This window comes from Burkholderia pyrrocinia (genome assembly GCF_022809715.1).
GTDB classification, from domain to species: Bacteria; Pseudomonadota; Gammaproteobacteria; order Burkholderiales; family Burkholderiaceae; genus Burkholderia; species Burkholderia pyrrocinia_C.
Map to the genome: position 1 here is coordinate 938,808 of NZ_CP094460.1, position 15,850 is coordinate 954,657.

Consider the following 15,850-nt stretch of genomic DNA (forward strand, 5'->3'; position numbering starts at 1 on the left):
CGCCGCGGGCTGCCGTTTGCCGTGGCGCGCAAAAACGCCCGCGCCTGCGCGTTTCGCCCGACCGGCCGCTTGCGGGCTCGACCCCACCTTCTGTGCCACCCGTTCCAAACGCGTGTTCGTGCTGCAATGCCGCAACGTAATCGTTTGCGTCTTGCTCTTTTTTCACACAAAACATACTCAAGAAGCCGCCACAGCGGCCGTTACCCAGTGCATGGCGCGTCGCAGCAACCCCGCCGCGACCACCAGACAAAAAACGACAAGGTCCGGTTTTGCCGGACCGGGCACACCGCCGGCACGACGGTTCTATACGAGGATCGACTTTCAACATGAAAGCCAAACGTTTCAATTTCGCGCTGGCCAGTTCCGCTCATGCGCGCATGCTCGCCGGCATGTTGTCTGCCGCCGCCCTCCTGCCCCTCGCCGGCTGCGGCGGCGGAGGCGGCGACGGCAGCAACCCGTCGCCGACCAACGCAGCACCGGCCCCCGCCCCGACGCCCGCCCCCGCGCCCGCCCCAACGACCCCGCCCACCACGTCCGGCAGCAACGCCTGCACGTCCCAGCAGGCGGCCGTGCAGATGGCCGCCCAGACCACGCCCGACGAGCCGCCGGTCGACCACCTGATCGTCAAGCTGAAAACGCTGACGGCCACGCGTGCGATGGCGGCCATCGACGACGGCACGCGGCTCGATGCGGTGATCCAGCGTTCGATGACGCGCTGGACGGCGCCGACGGCGACCGGCGCCGCACGTGCGTATGCGGCCTCGACGACGCAGACGCCGCTGAACGTGCAGGTCGAGCGGACGATCTCGAACGGCGCGGCCGTGCTGTCGCTCGGTCAGCGTGTCGCAGCCGCCGACGCGACGGCGCTCGCGCAGACATTCGCCGCCGACGCCGACGTCGACTACGCGGAACCGGATCACCCGATGAAGGTCCGCGACACGCCGAGCGACCCCAGCTACAGCCAGCAGTGGTATCTGTCCGACCCGACCGCCGGCGTCGACCTGCCGCCCGCATGGAACACGACCAAGGGTTCGCCGACCGTCGTCACGGCCGTGCTCGACACCGGCTATCGGCCGCACCCCGACCTCGTCGGCAACCTGTTGCCCGGCTACAGCTTCATCACCAACGTCAACACCAGCAACAACGGCCTGTCGCGCGGCCCCGACGCGACCGACCCGGGCGACTGGGTCACGCAGCAGGAACTCGACAACACGAGCGGCCCGTACTACCACTGCGCGAGCGAACCGAGCGCCAGCAGCTGGCACGGCACGCGCGTGATGGGCGTGATCGGCGCGACCGCCAACAACGGCATCGGCATCGCCGGCGTGTCATGGCTCGGCCGGATCCTGCCGGTCCGCGTGCTCGGCAAGTGCGGCGGCGTGACGAGCGACATCGCCGACGCGATGCGCTGGGCGGCCGGCATTCCCGTCACCGGCGTACCGACGAACCCGACGCCCGCGAAAATCATCAACCTGAGCCTCGGCGGCGTCGGCGCATGCAGCACGACGTTCCAGCAGGCGATCGACGACGTGAACGCGAAGGGCGTGACTGTCGTCGTCGCCGCCGGCAACGACGGCCTGTCGACCGGGCTCGACCAGCCTGCGAACTGCCGCGGCGTGATCAGCGTCGGTGCGACCGACGCGACCGGCCGCCGCGCATCGTTCAGCAACTTCGGCGCCAACATCACACTGAGCGCGCCGGGCGTCAACATCCTGTCGACGGCCAACAGCGGCACGACGACGCCGGGCGGCGACACCTACGGCCCGGCGAGCGGCACCAGCCTCGCGACGCCGCAGGTGACGGGTGTCGCCGCGCTGATGCTCGCGGTGAACGGCAACCTCACGCCCGCGCAGATCCAGCAGAAACTGCAAGGCGGCACGCGCGTGGCGAAGCTGGCGGCCGGCACGTCGTGCACCGCGATGCCGGCGGGCTCGGGCATTCTCGACGCAGGGACCGCCGTCGCGGCAGCCAACCGGTAAGCGGCATCCTGCTTCGACGCAGCCGCGCGCATGCCGACATGGCGTGCGCGCGGTTTGTTTTTTCAGGCGGCCGGCGATCGCTCATCGCCCTGGTTCCGTTTCTCAAAATAACACCTGACAAAAAGGTTGACGCTTCGCACGACGAGCCTTTACCATCGCCCCCGTCTAATTACATGGAGTGTTCTGTGAACACCGATGCGAGTTGTAGTTGGTGCTCGACCAACTTGACTGCTGCCTGAGGAAAACGCGCAGAGCCTCGTCTTCTGCCGCATCCCGGGAAGCAGGATGCGGCGTCCTTCCGGCCTGACAGGCCAGATTCCCCGCCGAATTTTTCGATGTTGTCGAATGCACGCGACGCGCCGTCGCGCGTGTGCGTTCGTGTTGCGCGCGGCGCCAGCCGCGTGCGTTTTCCGTTCGCGTGCCGTCCGGCCGCGCGCCTTCGTGCGTGCGCGGCTGCCGATCGCCCGTGCCGATTACTCGCAACCGACAGGAGTGCAGATGAACTCAGACGACAGTAGTCGATTACCGCTCGCCGGTGCGACGCTGCGCATCGACACTCCGACCGCACTCCGCGCGCCGGCGAGCGTTCCAGCCTTTACCGATCCACAGCCGATCGCGTTTGACGCGACGCGGCGGGGAGCGCTCGTGCGTCGATAACGTCACGGCCGCTCCCCGTCCGCCGCCTCGCGCGCCAGGAGCGACCATGACACAACGAAATCATTCTCAGAAAAAACAGCGCGGCTTCATCAAGACCGGCCCCGGTCAGCAGAACGAACCGCGCATCATGCGCGCCGCGCAGGAAGCGGCCCGCCCGCTCGAAGACACGCTGAAGTCGCTGCGCACCAGCACGCGCGGCCTCACCTACGACCAGGCCGCCGACCGCCTGCAGCACCACGGCCCGAACGAAATCGCGCACGACAAGCCGCCGCACTGGTCCCGCCAGTTGCTGATGTCATTCCACAACCCGTTCGTCTACGTGCTGCTGGTGCTGGCCGCCATCAGCTTCTTCACCGACGTCTGGTTCGCGGCGCCCGGCGATCGCGACTACGTCGGCATGACGATCCTGCTGACGATGGTCACGATCAGCGCGCTGCTGCGTTTCGTGCAGGAATTCCGTTCGCTGCGCGCGGCCGAGAAGCTCAAGGCGATGGTCCGCACGACGGCCACCGTGCAGCGCGCGATCACCGATATCGCCGAGCCGGCGCGCCGCGAGGTGCCGATGCGCGAGGTCGTGCCGGGCGACATCGTGCACCTGTCGGCCGGCGACATGATCCCCGCGGACGTGCGCCTGCTCGCGTCGCGCGACCTGTTCATCAGCCAGGCCGTGCTCACCGGCGAAGCGCTGCCCGTCGAGAAATACGACACGCTCGGCGCGGTCGCCGGCAAATCGGCGAGCACCGGCACGGCCGGCGCGGCGAACGATGCATCGACGCCGCTGCTCGATCTCGAGAATGTCTGCTTCATGGGCACCAACGTCGTCAGCGGCACGGCGACGGCCGTCGTCGTCGCGACCGGCGAAGACACGTACTTCGGTTCGCTCGCACGCAACGTCGTGAGCCACAAGCGCATCGAGACGAGCTTCGACCGCGGCGTCTCGAGCGTGAGCTGGCTGCTGATCAAGTTCATGTTCGTGATGGTGCCGATCGTGTTCATGATCAACGGCCTGACCAAGGGCGACTGGCTGAGCGCACTCACGTTCGCGCTCGCGGTGGCCGTGGGTCTCACGCCCGAGATGCTGCCGATGATCGTCAGCGCGAACCTCGCGCGCGGCGCGATCGCGATGGCGCGCCGCAAGGTCGTCGTCAAGCGGTTGAACTCGGTGCAGAACTTCGGCGCGATGGACGTGCTGTGCACCGACAAGACCGGCACGCTCACGCAGGACAAGATCATCCTCGAACACCACCTCGACCTGTCCGGTCATAAAAACGAGGAAATCCTGCGACTCGGCTGGCTGAACAGCTTCCACCAGAGCGGCCAGAAGAACCTGATCGACATCGCGGTCGTTGCACGCGCCGACGAGATCGGCGATCGCGCGAAGCCGCAGGGCTACAAGAAGATCGACGAGCTGCCGTTCGACTTCGTGCGGCGCCGCCTGTCGGTGGTCGTCGAGGATACGCGCGGCACGCACCTGCTGGTCTGCAAGGGCGCGGTCGAGGAAATGCTGGCCGTCTCCACGCATGTGCAGGACGAAGACGGCGTGCGCCCGCTCGACTTCGTCGCGCGCAAGCGGCTGCTCGAACAGGCCAACGCATACAACGAGGACGGCTTCCGCGTGCTCGTGCTCGCAACGCGCATGATCCCGTGCGGCGACGAACGCGAGCAGTACCGCACCGCCGACGAACGCGACCTCGTCGTGCGCGGCTTCCTCACCTTCCTCGATCCGCCGAAGGAGTCGGCCGCGCCGGCACTCGCCGCGCTGCGCGAGAACGGCGTCGCGGTGAAGGTGCTGACGGGCGACAACCCGACCGTCACGATGAAGGTGTGCCGCCAGGTCGGCCTCGAACCCGGCAAGCCGATCCTCGGCGCGGAAATCGAGGCGCTCGACGACGCAACGCTCGCGCAGGTGGTCGAACGCACGACCGTGTTCGCAAAGCTGACGCCGCTGCAGAAGGCGCGCATCGTCAAGGCGCTGCAGGCGAACGGGCACACTGTCGGCTTCCTCGGCGACGGCATCAACGATGCGCCCGCGCTGCGCGACGCCGACGTCGGCATCTCGGTCGACAGCGGCGCCGACATCGCGAAGGAAACCGCAGACATCATCCTGCTCGAAAAGAGCCTGATGGTGCTCGAGGAAGGCGTGATCAAGGGCCGCGAGACGTTCGGCAACATCCTGAAGTACCTGAACATGACCGCGAGCTCGAACTTCGGCAACGTGTTCTCGGTGCTCGTCGCCAGCGCGTTCCTGCCGTGGGAGCCGATGCTCGCGACGCAGCTGCTCGTGCTGAACCTGGTCTACGACACGTCGCAGATGCTGCTGCCGTGGGACAAGATGGATCCCGAGTTCCTGAAGAAGCCGCGCAAGTGGGAAGCCGGCAACATCAGCCGCTTCATGCTGTGGGTCGGGCCGACGTCGTCCGTGTTCGACATCACGACCTACGTGCTGATGTGGACCGTGTTCGGCGCGGGCGCGATGTATCACCTGAACGGCGGCACGAGCGGCCAGATCGTGATGAACTCGGGCTGGTTCATCGAGAGCCTCGTATCGCAGACGCTCGTCGTGCACCTGCTGCGCACGCAGAAGATCCCGTTCCTGCAAAGCACGGCCGCGCTGCCGGTGCTGCTGTCGACGTTCACCGCGATCGCGATCGGCTGCTGGCTGCCGTTCTCGCCGTTCGCGGATGCGCTCGGCTTCATGCACCTGCCGGGCACCTTCTGGCTGTGGCTCGCCGCGACGATGGTCGGCTACATCCTGCTCGCGCAGATCGTCAAGACGATCTACGTGCGCCGCTACAAGCAGTGGTTCTGATTCCGTTCGGATAACGACGTGCCGGCCCGCGCAACGCGCGCGGGCCGGCCGCTCACGATGCAATACGGGTGATGCAATGAAAAGAATCCTTCCGCTCGCAGCCGCGAGCGCCCTCCTCGCACCGCTCGACGCCTATCCGGCCCATCCGCTCGTCAGCGACGATACGGGCACGCAGGGCAATGCGAACTGGCAGTTCGAGTTCAACGCCGAGGAAACCTCGAAACAGGAAGACAGCGGCCGCCACCAGCTATGGAACGCGACGCTCACGCGCGGGTTCGGCGAACACGTCGACCTCTACGTCAACGCGCCTTATACGCATCTGCAAACGCGCACCGACGAAAACGGCGCGGGCATCGGCGATGTCGAGATCGGCATGAAATGGCGCTTCGTCGAACGCGGGCCGCTGTCGCTCGCGCTGAAACCGAAGGTGACGATGCCGACCGGCAACGACGGTCGCGGGCTCGGCACGGGCCGCGTCGGCACCGGCGCGACGCTGCTCGCGCAGGCCGACGTCGCGCGCTTCTCGCTGCTCGCGAATGCGGGCCTCGCGTACCAGCCGAATCGTCAGGGCGACCTGACGTCGATCTGGGCCGTGTCGGGCGCGGCGCTCTACAAGGCGACCGACCGGCTGCAGCTCGCGGTCGACGTCGGCATGTCGCGCAACACCGAAAGCACCGCCGGCGCGAATCCGGCGTTCGTGCTCGCGGGCGCGATCTATTCGCCGACGCGCTGGCTCGATCTCGACGTCGGCTACCGGCACGGGCTGAACGACCAGACCTACCGTCATTCGGTGATGGGCGGCGTGACGGCGCGGTGGTGATACACAGGCTGGCGCGGTGAATGCGTCGGGCTGCAACACGACGGGCCGCATCAGCGGCCCGTTCCTTTATCCGGCGTCGTTCGCGCCGAACAGTTGCGCGCACATCGCGCGCCCTTCGTCGGTCAGCGTGGCGCTGCCGGTACCGTCCTCGTTCAGCGTCGTCGCGCTCAGGCCCGCGGCATCGAGCTGCGTCAGCACGCGGCGCAACGTGCTCATCGGCAGTTGCGCGCGTTTCGCGATCTTCGGCAGCGACCACGTCTTGCCCGCCGGATCGTTCGCGGCCTCGTTCAGCGTCGCGAGTGTCGCAACGAGTGCGGGATCGAGCGGGGATTCGTCGGATTCTGAAGTCATCGGTTCGGGTTCGTGAGCCGGTGCCGGACCGGCATTCATTCAGGAGGAGGATGCAATCGCGAGCACTATACGCCGCGTCACGCACCCTTGATCGCGGCGCGCATGAACGACACGAAATGCGTCGTGACGGGATCGTCGCGGCCCGACAGCCACGCGAGCCCCACGCGCCACTTCGCGTCCCTGCCGTCGAGCGGCAGCACCGTCGCGTCGCGCAGCAGGTACTGCGCGCGCGACGGGATGAACGCGACGCCAACGCCGGCCGCGACCGAGGTCAGCACCGATTGCACATCTTCGGCCTGCTGCGTCACGTGCGGCACGAAGCGGCGCTCGACGCACCATCGGTCGATCTGCGCGGCAAGCCCCGGGCCGCGCGCCCGCTGCAGCGCGATGAAGCCGATCTCGTTGAGCACGTCGAGGTCGGCCGGCACGCGCTTGAAGCCGAGATGCGGCGGCACCGCGAGCGCGAGCCCTTCGTCGATCACCTTGAACGACGACAGCCCGTCGTCGGACGGCAGGCGCAGGAACCCGGCATCGAGCTTGCCCGCACGCAGCCGGCGCGTCTGCTCGGACGACGACAGGTCGCTCAGCGTGACGGCGATGCCCGGATTGCGGCGACGAAATTCCGCGACCAGCTTCGGCACGAGCGTCAGCACGGACAGGCAGATGCCGAGCCGCAGATGCCCGCGCTGCCCGCTGGTCGCCTCCCGCGCACGCGCGAGGATCTCGTCGGCATCGCGCACGAGCGCCTGCGCATCGGGCAGGAAGCGTTCGCCGAACGGTGTCAGCTCCGCGCCGTGCCGCCCGCGCTCGAACAGCTTGCCGCCGAGGCTCGCCTCGAGCGCGCCGATCTGCTTGCTCAGTGCCGGCTGGCTCATGTGCAGCGCATCGGCCGCGCGGCTGAAATGGCACAGCTCGGTGACCGTCAGAAACGTTCGCAGCAGTTTCAGTTCCATTCTTGAAGGGAATCGTAACGATCGAAATATTCATTTTACTGATCGAATGCGATGACGTTCAATACGGGCATGCCCTTCCCGGAATTTACTGTCATGTCACTAGATCCCGTGTCCGAATGCGTGGCGGTCCCATCCTGCGATGGCGCGGCTGCAAACGAACGCACCGCCGCCGTCGATACGCGCGCACCGAAGCGTCGTGCCGAACGCAGCGACGGACGCAGCCGCCGTTTTCGCTTCGGCGATGCGATCGAAGACGCGCCGCCACGCGCCGCGACGGGTTCGATCGCGATCAGTTTTGCGGTCGTGTCGCGGCGGAACTGGCCGCGCTGAACTGCGCCGCATCCTGCGGTGTGCCGGCCCGGAACGGCACGCCTTTACGATTTTTCACGGCATGCGTGCCGTTGATCGACAGCAAAAGAACGACCCGAATCTGCCTGCATCACGCGCCATTGCGCGCGATCCAATCGTCATCGCCACGCGATCGACCGTATAATTTCCCGCACCCGCTGACCGCCCATGCATTCCGCGCAGCCGCATCGCGCGTGAAAAGGAGACTTTCGCTTGACCGGCCTCATCGCGCGCCTGCGTCGCGCCCGGACCACCCTGATCCTCGCCCTCTCGTTCCTGCTGCTCGCGTTCGCCGCGAACGCGTCCGCGCAGCGCGCGCAGCCGCATCGCACCGCACATGTCCATGCGCATGCGAAAGCCGTCAAGAAGAAGCCCGCCCACCGCAAGGTCAAAGCCGTCAAGCATCGCCGCCCGCACGCGAAGCATCGTGCGGTCAAGCGTCATGCGGCGCCCGCCCCGCAGCATCGCCGTGCGAAGCGCACGACCGCCGTACGCCCGCGCCCGGCCGCCGCCAAACCGCGCCTGATGGCAAGCTGCGGCTATACCCCGCGCGCGGTCAGATCGTTGCATTCACGCGCGGCCTATGTGCTCGACGTCGACTCCGGCACACCGCTGCTGGCCCGCAACGCGCGCACCGTGCGGCCGATAGCGTCGATCTCGAAGCTGATGACGGCCGTCGTCGCACGCGACGCGGATCGTCCGCTGAACGGCGTGCTGCGCGTCACCGCGCACGATCGCGACACGATCAAGTTCACCGGTTCCCGATTGCAGGTCGGCTCGGAGCTGTCGCGCCGCGACATGTTCCATATCGCGCTGATGTCGTCGGAAAACCGCGCGGCCGCCGCGCTGAGCCGCGACTATCCGGGCGGGCGCGCCGCGTTCGTCAAGGCGATGAACCGAGAAGCGCGCCGGCTCGGCATGCGCCACACGCACTTCAGGGAGCCGACCGGCCTGTCGCCGCACAACGTGTCGACCGCCGAGGATCTCGCGAAGCTCGTCGGCGCGGCGGCGCAGGATCCGCTGATCCGCTATTTCTCGACGGATACGTCGACCACCGTGCGCCCCGGCGACGGCGAGCTGCTGTACGTGAATTCCGACCCGCTCGTCCGCTATCGCCGCCTGCCGATCCGGCTGCAGAAGACGGGCTTCATCAACGAATCGGGGCACGGCGTCGTGATGGGCATGCGCGTGAAGGGCCGCCGCGAAACGGTCGTGCTGCTCGGCGCGCCGACCCGCGCCGGCGTATCGAGCGACGCACTCAAAATCCATCGCTGGCTGACCTGCTCGATCCAGTAAGCGCGCACAGGCGGCCGGCGCGTTCACCCTACGGGAGCGATGCCATGCAGGACGAATACCGCTTCAGCGCATTCGGACGGCTGCTCGCCGTCGTGCGTACGAACGGCCACTGGGCCGTGTTCGATCTCGGCGCCGAAGGCAAGCGGCGCCCGGCCAACCTGCAGATTCCATCCGCGCTCGCCGCGGACGAACTCGCGCAATATCTCGGCGACCTGCTGCACGAGGACGCCACACCTAAATACAGCGAAGTCGTGCCGGTCGCCCTGCCGCGCCGCACGTAACCGCTCGCCTGGCGGTGACGCGGCCTGCCGATCAATTAGACAGTTAAACTTGCAAGTTTAACTGTCGTGTTCTAAGATCCGCCGCATGAACCCGCCACGCAAACCCGGCGTTTCCGCCGACCTCGTCGCCGCCGACCTGACCCTCGCGGTCGGCCAGTTGATCCGCCGGCTCCGCTCCGAGATCGAATCCGAAGGGCTCGGCATGTCCCAGACGAGTGCGCTCGCGCGGCTCGAACGGCACGGGCCGATGACGACCGCCGATCTCGCGCGCGCCGAGGCGATGAAACCGCAGTCGATGAAGGCGATCCTCGCGAGCCTCGAGGAAGACGGTCTCGTCGAACGCGAACCGCATCCGACCGACGGCCGCCAGATCCTGTTCATGCTGACCGCCGCCGGCCTCGCCGCACGCCGCAAGCGCAATGCCGCGAAGCACAAGTGGCTTGGCGCGGCGATCGAAAGGCTCGATCCAGAAGACATCGACACGCTCGCCGCCGCGATCCCGCTGATCCGTCGCATCGGCGAGCAATGACCCCGGCCTGCGCGCCACGCGGCATTCGCGCGCCCGCCTTCCTTCGTCCATTCCACGGAGCCCCATCATGAGCGCAACCCGTCTCGACACGAACACGGCACTCGTCGTCATCGACCTGCAGAAAGGCATCGTCGCCCTCCCCACCGCACACCCGGTCGCGCCGGTGGTCGCGCATGCCCGCGAACTGCTCGACGCATTCCGCAGCCGCGGCCTGCCGGTCGTGCTCGTCAACGTCGCCGGCGTCGCACCGGGCCGCACGCAGCAGCAGGTGCGCCTGGACGCGCTGCCCACCGACTGGACCGAACTCGTGCCCGAACTGAACCGGCAACCGGGCGACCATGTCGTGACGAAAAAAACCTGGGGCGCGTTTACCGGCACCGATCTCGACGCGCACCTGAAGGCGGCCGGCGTCACGCAGATCGTGCTGACCGGCGTCGCGACGAGCATCGGCGTCGAATCGACCGCGCGGCAGGCCCACGAACTCGGCTACAACGTGACGCTCGCCGTCGACGCGATGACCGACCTCAACGCGGACGCGCACGCGAACAGTATCGAATGTCTGTTCCCGCGCCTCGGCGAAACGGGCTCGACGCAGGACATCGTCGCGCTGCTCGACCGGCGCGGCGCGTGAGCGACCGACGCGCACAGCCGGCGCCGGGCCGCGCGGCCGGCCGGCTCGCTCCGTCGATCTGGAAGGTCAGCGCGGTCGCGACGCTCGGCTCGCTGCTGTCGCAGCTCGACGCGACGATCGTCAACGTATCGCTGTCGAGCCTCGCGACCGACCTGCATGCGGGCCTGTCGACGATCCAGTGGGTGACGAGCGGCTACCTGCTCGCGCTGACGCTGGTGCTGCCGCTGAACGGCTGGCTCGTCGACCGCATCGGCGCGAAGGCGCTGTACCTGTGGTGCTTCTCCGCGTTCACGCTCACGTCGGCGCTGTGCGGGCTCGCGTGGTCCGCGCCGTCATTGATCGCGTTCCGCGTGCTGCAAGGCGTCAGCGGCGGGCTGCTCGCGCCGATGGCGCAGATGATGATCGCGCGCGTCGCCGGCCAGCAGATGGCCCGCGTGATCGGCTACGCGGCGGTGCCCGTGCTGCTCGCGCCGATCCTCGGCCCCGTGGTCGCCGGCGCGATCCTGCAGTACGCGTCGTGGCGCTGGCTGTTTCTCGTGAACCTGCCCGTCGGTGTGCTGGCGCTCGCGCTGGCCGCGCGGTTCCTGCCGGGCGACCGGGACGACGCGCAACCGCGCAAACTCGACTGGATCGGCCTCGCCTTGCTGTCGCCGGGACTCGTGCTGTTCCTGTATGGCGCCGAGCGGATCGGCACGGCGCTCGGCATCGCCGCGATCGCATGCTCTGCGCTGCTGCTCGTCGCGTTCGTGCGCTTCGAGCAACGCAAGGGCGAACACGCACTGATCGATCTCGCGCTGTTTCGCTCCCGCGTATTCGGCGCGGCGGCCGGCACGCAGTTCCTGTCGAACGGCGCGATGTACGCGGGCCAGATGCTGATTCCCGTGTTCCTGATCCAGGCGTGCGGGCGCTCGCCGGGCGAGATGGGCTGGCTGCTCGCGCCGCTCGGGCTCGGCATGCTCGTCACCTATCCGTCGATGGGCGCGTTGACGAGCCGGTTCGGCGTGCGCCGGCTGGCCGCCGCCGGTGCGTTGCTCGCCTTCGTCGCAACGCTGCCGTTCGTGTCCCTCGCGCTGACCGGCTACGATCCGTACGTGCTCGTGCCGGCGCTGTTTCTGCGCGGCATGGGCCAGAGCGCGATCGGTGCGCCGTCGATCTCCGCCGCGTATGCGTCGGTCGAGCGCCGCAACCTGCCGATGGCGACGACGTCGCTCAATATCGTGCAGCGCCTCGGCGGCCCGACGTTCACGACGATATGCACGCTGTTCCTCGCATGGCGGCTACAGGCCGAATCGTCGGCGGGCGGCGGCACGCAAGCCGCCGCTTACGCGTGGGCGTTCGGCCTGCTTTGCGTGCTGCACGCGGCGAGCTTCGTCACGACGCTGCGGCTGCCGTTGTGGTCGGCCGGTACGGGCGGGCGATCGGCCGGCGCCGCGCGCTTCGGTTCGCGCTGAGCGCGAGGGGCGCCGCACGACGCGCGCGGCTTCCCGGCTACGGCAGCCACATCGGCACGATCGACACCACGAGCAGCACGCCCAACCCGACATTCAGGCAGCGCCACTGCCGCTCCGTGCGCAACACGCGCGCGAACAGCAGCCCGGCGAAACACCACAGCGACAGCGACGCCATCGCGGCCAAGCCGAACGCCAGCCCGAGCAATACGCCGAGCCGCGCCGGCCCGGACGCGAGCGCGGCGAACGACGCGGCCGCGCCGAGCGTCATCGCCCAGCCTTTCGGGTTGTGCCAGAGCATCCAGACGCCGCTGACGAACCCTTGCGGCCGGTGCACGGCGGCATCGAGCCGCGGCTTGCCGCCGCGCCCGATGCGCACGGCCAGCCACACGAGATACAACGAGCCGGCCGCCTTCATCGCGAGTTGCAACGCGGGCAGCGCAAGCAATACGCTGCCGAGCCCGGCCGCGGCCGCGGCCGCCATCGACGCCAGGCCGGCCGCGATGCCGGCCATCAGCGGCAGCGACCGCCGATAGCCGAAATGGGCGCCCGATGCGGTTGCGAGCGTCGTCGCGCCGCCCGGCGTCACGGTGGACACGATCACGAACAGCATCAGCGGCAGGTAGTCGCGAAGCAGCACGGAGGCTCCCGGTTGTCGTCGTCGAAGCCCCCGTTTTACCCGCGATCTTTCCATTACGACAGCGAAAGCTTTTTATGCCTGCCATTAGCGTTCATAATCCGACGCATGGCACGCAATCTCGACATCGCGCTGCTGCGCGCCTTCGTCACGGTCGCCGATCATCGCAGCATGACGGCGGCCAGCCGCGCGCTGCACCTGACGCAAGGCGCGGTCAGCCAGCAGGTCGCGCGGCTCGAAACGCTGTCCGGCCCGCTGTTCGTCCGCGAGCATCGCAACCTGCTGCTCACCGCGGCCGGCGAGCGGCTGCTCGAACAGGCGCGCCGGCTGCTCGCCGTGCACGATGCGCTGCTGACCGACCTGACGGCCGGCGCGGTCGAAGGCGCCGTTCGCGTCGGCGCACCGCAGGATCTCGTCGGCACCTGTCTCGCGCCGATCCTGAAAGGCTATGCGCAAGCGCATCCGCAGGTCGCGCTCTCGCTCGTGTGCGCGGCATCGCCGGAACTGCGCCGGGGGCTCACGCAGGGCGATCTCGACGTCGCGCTGATCGAGGCGCCGGTCGGGCCGTCGCGCGGCGAATGCATCGCGGTCGACCGGCTGGTCTGGGTCGGCGCGAAAGGCGGCACCGCGCATCGGAACATGCCGCTGCCGGTGTCGATGGTCGCGCCGGCCTGCGCGTTCCGCCCGACCGTGCTCGACGCGCTGCGCGGCAGCGATCGCGCATGGCGCACCGTGTTCGAGAACGGCAGCTTCGACGCGACGGCCGCGACCGTGCGCTCCGATCTCGCGGTGACCGTGTGGCTCGCGTCCACCGTGCCGGCCGACCTCGACATCCTGCCCGCCGGCAGCGGCCTGCCCGCGCTGCCGAATTTCGCGATCAACCTTCATCTGCCGCGCGGCCAGCGCACGCCGGCCGCGACGGAACTGGCCCGCCACCTGCGCAACGGCTTCGCGCGCTTCCGCACGGCCGCCTAGCGCCGGTTCACGCTACACGGTGCCCGGCTCCTGCGGCGACGGTGTCGTGCCCGCCGCCTCCAGCGCCTGATGCAGCGTCGCGAAGATGCACGACGCGCCGACGACCTCGGTGATCCGGTGACGATCCATGTCCGCGCGCAGATAGCGGCTGACGCGCCCGAACAGCACGCCGATTCCGCGCGCGTGCAGCGTCTTGACGAGATCGGTCACGGTCCGCGCGGCCGAATAGTCGAGATCGGTGATCGCGCCCGCATCGACGACGAACCAGCGCGGCGGCACCGGCGCCGCATCGACGAGTTCGGTCACTTCGGCAGCGAACAGATGGTCGTTCGCGAAGAACAGGCCGGAACCGAACCGGTAGACGATCAGCCCCGGCGCCGTCATCGCGCCGGGCCGCGTCGGCACCGGCTGCCACCGTCCGTTGCCTTCGACCGGCTCGAGCACCATCGTGTGCGGCTGGTAGCTGTGGCGCACGTGCCGCATCAGCGACAACGCGACGGCCAGCAGGATGCCCTGCTCGACGCCGACCGTCACGACGGCCACGGCCGTCACCAGCGCGAGCGTGAATTCGCCGGGGCTTTCGTTGCGGATCGCCGCGAGGCTGCGCACGTTGATCAGCCCGAGCGCGATCGTAAACACGATGCCGGCCAGCACCGCATGCGGCAGATACTGCAGGGTCGTGCCGAGGAACAGCAGCACGACGACCACGACGGCGGCGAACGCAAGGTGCCCGATCTGGCTGCGCACGCCCGCGCCATCGGCCATCGCCGTCTGTGTCGGGCTGCCGTTGACGACGAACGCGCCGCCGACCGCGGCGGCCGCATTCGCGGCCGCGAGCCCGAGGATGTCGGCGTTGGTGTCGACGTCCTCGCCGTACTGCTGCGCGAACACGCGCGCGGCGGCCGCGCTCTGCGCGATGATCATCACGAAGCACGACGCGGCGACCGGCACGAGATCGAGGAACTGCTGCCACGTGACGGACGGCCAGCGCAGCGGCGGCAGCCCGCCCGCGACGGGCCCGAGCACCGCGATGCCGTGCGCGGCGAAGCCGAACGCATGGCTCGCGGCGATGCTGCCCGCGACCGCGATCATCGGCATCGGCACGCGCGGCACGAACCGCTTGCACACGAGAATCGCGACGACCACGAGTGCCGCGAGCGCGAAGGTCGGCCGGTTCGCGTGGACGAGATGCGTGACGACATAGGCGAGTTGCGCGAGGCTGCGCGATGCCGGGTACGGCACGGCCAGGCCGAGCATGTCGCCGAGCATCGCGATCGACACCTGCACGCCCACGCCGGCGAGAAAGCCGACCAGCACCGTGCGCGACAGGAAATCGGCGAGAAAGCCGAGCTTGAAGACGCGCGCGAGCAGCAGCATCGCGGCGGTCAGCAGCGCGACCATGCCGGCCAGCGCCGCATAGTCGGCGCTGCCGGCCGGCGCCATCTTCGCAAGCCGGCTCGCGAAGATCGTCGCGGTCGCGGAATCGGCGGCGACCACCAGATGGCGCGACGCACCGAAGCACGCGAACGCGATGAGCGGCAGGAACACCGTGTAAAGGCCCGTGACGGCAGGCATGCCGGCGATGCGCGCGTAACCGAGCACCTGCGGGATGTCCATCGACGCGAGCGAAATGCCCGCGAATACATCGCGGATGGCCCCCGCGCGGCGGATCGGCAGGATGCCTTTCAGCAACCGCACGCGTGACGGAGGGTTTTCGCTGGAATCTTGCATGCGTGAAATGCGTGATGACGAAGTAACGGGGTGACGCGGTTCGCGAAGTCGTTCGCGCATCGTGCCTCGGGCAGGCATCGCATGGCAAGTGCGCGAAGCTGCCGCGTATCGCTCACCGTCGGCGAGCGACGCAACGGCAGCGCATGCAATGCCCGCATGATTGCATGGATCGCCGGTCCGGCGCTGTCACCCGCGAGGGCCCGCCGCAAAGGCTTCGAGTCGACTGCGGGCATACGCGCGACGCATCCGGTAACCGGTGCGCACACCGGCTTGCGGTGATGCGGATTCGCCTTTCACCCTCACCCGATTACAGAGGATACCTGCGCAATGGTGAGAGGGTTCGGGAGCCGCGCGACGCGCGTCAGACTCATGCGCCCGGAACCCGATGGCACAATCACGGTCCCT

At 68.4% G+C, this 15,850-nt stretch carries 15 protein-coding genes; 11 read left to right on the top strand and 4 right to left on the bottom strand.

Translation table 11 applies throughout. From position 1 onward, the window contains the following. Window positions 1-326 precede the first annotated feature (326 nt). The 4 genes from MRS60_RS20965 (at window position 327) to MRS60_RS20980 (ending at window position 6,265) form a co-directional block, all read left to right on the top strand. Entirely contained in the window at window positions 327-1,979 is a 1,653-nt protein-coding gene (locus MRS60_RS20965; protein ID WP_279388974.1) for a S8 family peptidase, read from the top strand. Window positions 1,980-2,477: 498 nt separating this feature from the next. Further along, complete coding sequence (locus MRS60_RS20970; RefSeq protein WP_243566590.1) at window positions 2,478-2,636, top strand: hypothetical protein; 159 nt, start codon at window positions 2,478-2,480, stop codon at window positions 2,634-2,636. A 46-nt stretch (window positions 2,637-2,682) separates the two neighbouring features. Further along, on the top strand, window positions 2,683-5,445 hold the full coding sequence (mgtA, locus tag MRS60_RS20975) for a magnesium-translocating P-type ATPase (protein ID WP_243566591.1): 2,763 nt from the start codon (window positions 2,683-2,685) through the stop codon (window positions 5,443-5,445). Between the two features lie 76 nt (window positions 5,446-5,521). After that, on the top strand, window positions 5,522-6,265 hold the full coding sequence (locus tag MRS60_RS20980; protein ID WP_131949533.1) for a transporter: 744 nt from the start codon (window positions 5,522-5,524) through the stop codon (window positions 6,263-6,265). A 66-nt stretch (window positions 6,266-6,331) separates the two neighbouring features. On the opposite strand, the gene MRS60_RS20985 is transcribed toward MRS60_RS20980, so the two are convergent. Next, a complete protein-coding gene (locus MRS60_RS20985) occupies window positions 6,332-6,616 on the bottom strand; it encodes a hypothetical protein (RefSeq protein ID WP_034180939.1) in 285 nt (94 codons plus the stop codon). A 77-nt stretch (window positions 6,617-6,693) separates the two neighbouring features. Beyond that, window positions 6,694-7,569 carry a LysR family transcriptional regulator gene (locus MRS60_RS20990; protein ID WP_034180258.1) on the bottom strand — a complete coding sequence of 292 codons (876 nt, stop codon included), beginning with the start codon at window positions 7,567-7,569 and terminating at the stop codon, window positions 6,694-6,696. Window positions 7,570-7,620: 51 nt separating this feature from the next. Here MRS60_RS20990 and MRS60_RS20995 point away from each other — a divergent pair, with 51 nt between their 5' ends. From MRS60_RS20995 to MRS60_RS21020, 6 genes are all read left to right on the top strand, one after another. Continuing rightward, a complete protein-coding gene (locus tag MRS60_RS20995) occupies window positions 7,621-7,899 on the top strand; it encodes a hypothetical protein (RefSeq protein WP_243566592.1) in 279 nt (92 codons plus the stop codon). A gap of 231 nt (window positions 7,900-8,130) precedes the next feature. Then, window positions 8,131-9,213, top strand: coding sequence for a serine hydrolase (locus MRS60_RS21000; RefSeq protein ID WP_243566593.1), 1,083 nt, complete (start codon window positions 8,131-8,133; stop codon window positions 9,211-9,213). A gap of 44 nt (window positions 9,214-9,257) precedes the next feature. Then, complete coding sequence (locus MRS60_RS21005) at window positions 9,258-9,494, top strand: DUF7661 family protein (protein ID WP_034180261.1); 237 nt, start codon at window positions 9,258-9,260, stop codon at window positions 9,492-9,494. Window positions 9,495-9,579: 85 nt separating this feature from the next. Next, the gene (locus tag MRS60_RS21010) at window positions 9,580-10,023 is read left to right on the top strand and encodes a MarR family winged helix-turn-helix transcriptional regulator (RefSeq protein WP_034180940.1); all 444 of its coding nucleotides are present in this window, start codon (window positions 9,580-9,582) and stop codon (window positions 10,021-10,023) included. A 67-nt stretch (window positions 10,024-10,090) separates the two neighbouring features. After that, complete coding sequence (locus tag MRS60_RS21015) at window positions 10,091-10,654, top strand: isochorismatase family protein (protein ID WP_243566594.1); 564 nt, start codon at window positions 10,091-10,093, stop codon at window positions 10,652-10,654. After that, entirely contained in the window at window positions 10,651-12,105 is a 1,455-nt protein-coding gene (locus tag MRS60_RS21020; RefSeq protein ID WP_243566595.1) for a DHA2 family efflux MFS transporter permease subunit, read from the top strand. Before MRS60_RS21015 ends, MRS60_RS21020 begins: the two co-directional genes overlap by 4 nt. A gap of 37 nt (window positions 12,106-12,142) precedes the next feature. Here MRS60_RS21020 and MRS60_RS21025 read toward each other — a convergent pair whose 3' ends face one another. Further along, window positions 12,143-12,796, bottom strand: a complete 654-nt coding sequence (locus MRS60_RS21025; RefSeq protein WP_081938404.1) for a LysE family translocator — start codon at window positions 12,794-12,796, stop codon at window positions 12,143-12,145. Between the two features lie 51 nt (window positions 12,797-12,847). Between MRS60_RS21025 and MRS60_RS21030 the strand changes: the two genes are divergently transcribed. Further along, window positions 12,848-13,714 (top strand): LysR family transcriptional regulator, encoded by an 867-nt coding sequence (locus MRS60_RS21030; RefSeq protein ID WP_200882395.1) that lies wholly within the window; start codon window positions 12,848-12,850, stop codon window positions 13,712-13,714. 12 nt (window positions 13,715-13,726) lie between these two features. On the opposite strand, the gene MRS60_RS21035 is transcribed toward MRS60_RS21030, so the two are convergent. Next, window positions 13,727-15,445, bottom strand: coding sequence for a SulP family inorganic anion transporter (locus tag MRS60_RS21035; RefSeq protein ID WP_243566596.1), 1,719 nt, complete (start codon window positions 15,443-15,445; stop codon window positions 13,727-13,729). Window positions 15,446-15,850 lie beyond the last annotated feature (405 nt).

Excerpts from the sequence above, each read along its gene's own strand:
- MRS60_RS21015 (WP_243566594.1), top strand. The coding sequence starts at position 10,091 with ATGAGCGCAACCCGTCTCGACACGAACACGGCACTCGTCGTCATCGAC.
- MRS60_RS20965 (WP_279388974.1), top strand. The coding sequence starts at position 327 with ATGAAAGCCAAACGTTTCAATTTCGCGCTGGCCAGTTCCGCTCATGCG.
- MRS60_RS20990 (WP_034180258.1), bottom strand. The coding sequence starts at position 7,569 with ATGGAACTGAAACTGCTGCGAACGTTTCTGACGGTCACCGAGCTGTGC.
- MRS60_RS20985 (WP_034180939.1), bottom strand. The coding sequence starts at position 6,616 with ATGACTTCAGAATCCGACGAATCCCCGCTCGATCCCGCACTCGTTGCG.
- MRS60_RS20980 (WP_131949533.1), top strand. The coding sequence starts at position 5,522 with ATGAAAAGAATCCTTCCGCTCGCAGCCGCGAGCGCCCTCCTCGCACCG.
- MRS60_RS21025 (WP_081938404.1), bottom strand. The coding sequence starts at position 12,796 with ATGGAAAGATCGCGGGTAAAACGGGGGCTTCGACGACGACAACCGGGA.
- MRS60_RS21030 (WP_200882395.1), top strand. The coding sequence starts at position 12,848 with ATGGCACGCAATCTCGACATCGCGCTGCTGCGCGCCTTCGTCACGGTC.
- MRS60_RS21035 (WP_243566596.1), bottom strand. The coding sequence starts at position 15,445 with ATGCAAGATTCCAGCGAAAACCCTCCGTCACGCGTGCGGTTGCTGAAA.
- MRS60_RS20995 (WP_243566592.1), top strand. The coding sequence starts at position 7,621 with ATGACGTTCAATACGGGCATGCCCTTCCCGGAATTTACTGTCATGTCA.
- MRS60_RS21005 (WP_034180261.1), top strand. The coding sequence starts at position 9,258 with ATGCAGGACGAATACCGCTTCAGCGCATTCGGACGGCTGCTCGCCGTC.
- mgtA (WP_243566591.1), top strand. The coding sequence starts at position 2,683 with ATGACACAACGAAATCATTCTCAGAAAAAACAGCGCGGCTTCATCAAG.
- MRS60_RS21010 (WP_034180940.1), top strand. The coding sequence starts at position 9,580 with ATGAACCCGCCACGCAAACCCGGCGTTTCCGCCGACCTCGTCGCCGCC.
- MRS60_RS20970 (WP_243566590.1), top strand. The coding sequence starts at position 2,478 with ATGAACTCAGACGACAGTAGTCGATTACCGCTCGCCGGTGCGACGCTG.